4 protein-coding genes are annotated in these 3,662 nt (G+C 36.3%); all 4 read left to right on the forward strand.

Annotated elements, in window-relative coordinates; genetic code table 11:
• Positions 1-551 (forward strand): SGNH hydrolase domain-containing protein (locus E5A76_RS15490; RefSeq protein ID WP_262383667.1); only part of this gene is annotated, 551 nt, incomplete at its 5' end.
• Between the two features lie 113 nt (positions 552-664).
• Positions 665-1,186, forward strand: a complete 522-nt coding sequence (locus tag E5A76_RS15495; RefSeq protein ID WP_161119465.1) for an RNA methyltransferase — start codon at positions 665-667, stop codon at positions 1,184-1,186.
• A 166-nt stretch (positions 1,187-1,352) separates the two neighbouring features.
• Positions 1,353-3,176, forward strand: a complete 1,824-nt coding sequence (locus E5A76_RS15500) for a hypothetical protein (RefSeq protein ID WP_161119466.1) — start codon at positions 1,353-1,355, stop codon at positions 3,174-3,176.
• A 12-nt stretch (positions 3,177-3,188) separates the two neighbouring features.
• A complete protein-coding gene (locus E5A76_RS15505; protein WP_161119467.1) occupies positions 3,189-3,659 on the forward strand; it encodes a hypothetical protein in 471 nt (156 codons plus the stop codon).
• Positions 3,660-3,662 lie beyond the last annotated feature (3 nt).

Below are 3,662 nucleotides of genomic sequence, written 5' to 3' on the forward strand. Positions count from 1 at the left end.
ATATACAAGAAATTATGAGTAAATATAAAGGCGTACCTGTTTATATTATCAATAGAACTTCTGGATATATTTATGGTTTTCATTCGCCTGATACGCCTGAAGTGTATTTTGATCATGATTACAAGACAGTATCAAAACCATTTCTTAATGAGTTCTCTAAATATTATGAACAAACGATGTGTTCTATTGCAAAAAATAATCCTGTTTATATAACGACACCAACGCCAGAGATGCCATTCAACATACCAAAAGAAATGGCGAAGAAAGAGATGCTTAATAATCGACCGTATGAATATGATCTTGATGTGAAAAAATACAATACTAGGAATGCCTTTATCAGAGGCTTAATGGATAAAGTGCATCAAAAATGTGGTGTAACAATTTTAAATGTAGGCCCGTATTTTTGTAATTCGGAGAAATGTATATCATCCATAAATGGTGATTCTTTATACTATGACGATAATCACTTAAGTGTATTTGGTAGCAGATTATTATCACCATTATTTAAGTCAACACGCAGTAATGCACCTTTGAATAATAATGTTTTATAATAAAACGCCTTAAAGTTATGCTATATCAGAGCCTCAATTGAAAGATTGAGGCTATTTTTTACATGAAATTTGGATAATTAATCCATTGTTATTGAAGAGAAAGACAGAGAACTATGAAAGATGCGTCAGTGATTATTGGATTAACTAATCCTAAGAGTCCAACTAATGTGGGCGCAGTATTGCGAGCGGCGGGGTGTTATAAAGCAGACGCAGTGACATATACGGGCACTCGCTATGATTTGGCCGCGAAATTTCAGACGGATACCAAGAAAATGGCTCAGACAATTCCATTGTCAGGTGTTGAATCTTTGATTGATGATTTACCACAAGATATGAAAATTGTATGTGTGGATTTTGCAGAAGGGGCAACGTTATTACCTCACTTTGAACACCCTGAAAAAGCGATCTATATCTTTGGCCCTGAAGATGGCTCTATTGCTCAGGACGTTGCTGATAAAGCGGATCATGTTGTGTATGTACCAACAGTTGGTTGTATGAACTTAGCGGCTTCAGTTAACGTTGTACTTTATGATCGCCTAGCGAAACAACCCGACATGATCCAAAGTGATGAGCATATTCGTCAGAATCGTGATAATAAAAACAAGTTACGTGTTACGGCTAAAACATCAGCTTAAAACAGCCAACAATTGGTAATTCTTTAAAGTAAGACACTTCATTCAAATTACTCTTTTTATTACGCAAAAAAGTGCATCTAGATTCACATGAAAAATGCTCAATTGCTATATTGTGCTACTAGGTGCATTGAGATGCTTTTTTGTCATTAATAAAGAGAATTAAAAGATGAAACTACCAAAAACAACGTTGGCATTGTTACTTCCTACTTTATCAATTGGGTTAATTGGCTGTGGAGGTGGTGATAGTGATTCAGCCCCCACAACGACAATTCCTAAAAGCACAGTGATAACAGGGCAGTTTATTGACAGTGCGGTGTCTGGATTACAGTATGATTGTGGCGATGACTATAACGGGCAAACTGATACTGAAGGTAAATTTGAAACACTGGAAGGTAACAAATGCCAGTTTAGTTTAAATGGCTTTGACTTAGGCTCTGTCACCGTATCATCAGATTCCCTTGTTGTTACACCGTATTCTATTGCTGTTGATACGACTAAAGCTGTAAAAATTGCGGCGTTACTTCAAAGTATTGATGCTGATGGTAACCCTGAAAATGGTATCAGCGTTGAAGATTTTGATGGTACTCAATTGCCATCAAACTTATTAGATCAAGAAGAGCAGGCTTTCTTACAAGCACTAGAAGAGGTTGGTGTTGCTATTGCCAACCTTGTTTCTTTTGTAGATGCAAAGAAACACCTTGATGGTAATGTACCTGAGCTGAAAGGCTTTCATAGTCTAGCGGTAGCTGAAATCATTAACGATGTTGAAGCTAATCTCCCTAATTTGCATACTTTAAATTTCCAACAAAAATTAGCAGAGTATCAAGCAATCCTAGATAAAGGGGATGATAGTAATAATGCTGATATTGAAGTGCTGAAAGCTATTCTCGATATTGCTTATATATTAAATGATGATGCGGTTAAACAGCGCATTCAATTTGATTATTCACAAGTCGAGAACCCTCTATTTGCTTACGATAGCTTACTTCCTCAAGCTATTGATTATGCGATTAATCACAATGCAGATGTAGTTCTTGGCGCTAATATTGATCGAGCATTAGCATCGACAGATTCAGAGTCAAAAATGCTGTTTGAGCTGGCAAATAAGCTGGTTACAGCTAGCGATAAATTAGCGATCAGTTTTGCAGAAGTTAATCGTGTAGCTAAGTATGATCCTAGTGATGAGGGGATGATCACTTATCAAGATGCACATGCGGTACGTACAGTAGCATTAACGGTTGCAAATATACTGAGTACTATTTCAGCGTACAATGCAGGTAGTGATGTAAATTATTTAGTGCATACTGAATCAAATGTTACCGTGAAAGCGGTGAAATATGGATATGATCCTGATACATCATTTAGTGAATATACAAGTTTAGGCAGTGTTGATTATCCAATCACATCGGTGGAATACAATTTAGCCTCTTACAATCCTGTAACCTGGATGGAAGATCCCACCGTATTTACCTTACGCCAAGATCCTAAGTATTTAGTACAATCGTTGACGTCGCTTAAAGCAGCAATAACAACGGTAAAGACAAAATTAAATTTAACCGAATATTTTACAGCAGCTGAGCTTGCTGATTTAAAGCCAGTACTAACAAATTTACATGCCCACCTACAATCACCTGCTGATGATGTCATGTTATTTGAGCTATCTGACGATGATGTCAAAGTCACACTCGATATTTTATCGGCCTACGCGTTAAATACAGCAGTTGGTCGACAAGATCTTAATATTGAAAGAAACCAATATAGTTGTACTGTCGATGAAAAATTGTCGAAAGTGACCAACGTACCGTTCTGCTCTGAAGAGGGGATTCGAGGTTATTACTTAGGTAATGATGGACAGTATGACTACTGGTTAGAAGGTAAATACGCTGAACACCAGTTAGAGTTTAGTGTTATTGGTGGTAAATCTGAAGGCATTATTAAAAGTTGTGAAGAAAAGCCAAGAGACGGTGAATTTGTAACTTGTGAGATTTAATCATATATATCGATGCTTAGAATAATTACCATTTTAATGTGTTTATTTAATCCGTTGGTAGCATTTGCTATCAACGGTACTTTTGTCATGGGGGGCGTGAGCTACAATAAATACAAAAAAATCGATAACAAACTCTATTTGCAATATCGTATTACGGCAGAAAAGCAGACGGAAGTTGTTGATCTTACAAATCGTTCAATGCTTATCGCAGTTATATTTGATGAGCAAAAGGCTAAAACACGTTTTCGCTATGATTTAGGGAAGTTAACAGTAGGAACGATGGTCTCGATTAATTTTACGGAAGCTTACTATTACAACGGTGAGTTCGTCATGCTGAATATACATGGAACTTTAAATGGTAAACGTTTTTCAGCACCTAAAATGAGGTTTAATGAGCACATTCAAACAATAACAGCAAAGCGGATCATGTTTGAAATGGATAATAAAAAGAATATTTCGCACAAATTTATTTTTACTCTTTAGGTT

It is taken from the genome of Photobacterium lucens (genome assembly GCF_009873615.1).
Lineage (GTDB): Bacteria > Pseudomonadota > Gammaproteobacteria > Enterobacterales > Vibrionaceae > Photobacterium > Photobacterium lucens.

What these genes read in the sequence shown, in the direction of transcription:
- E5A76_RS15495 (WP_161119465.1), top strand. Translation starts at nt 665, where the DNA reads ATGAAAGATGCGTCAGTGATTATTGGATTAACTAATCCTAAGAGTCCA.
- E5A76_RS15500 (WP_161119466.1), top strand. Translation starts at nt 1,353, where the DNA reads ATGAAACTACCAAAAACAACGTTGGCATTGTTACTTCCTACTTTATCA.
- E5A76_RS15505 (WP_161119467.1), top strand. Translation starts at nt 3,189, where the DNA reads ATGCTTAGAATAATTACCATTTTAATGTGTTTATTTAATCCGTTGGTA.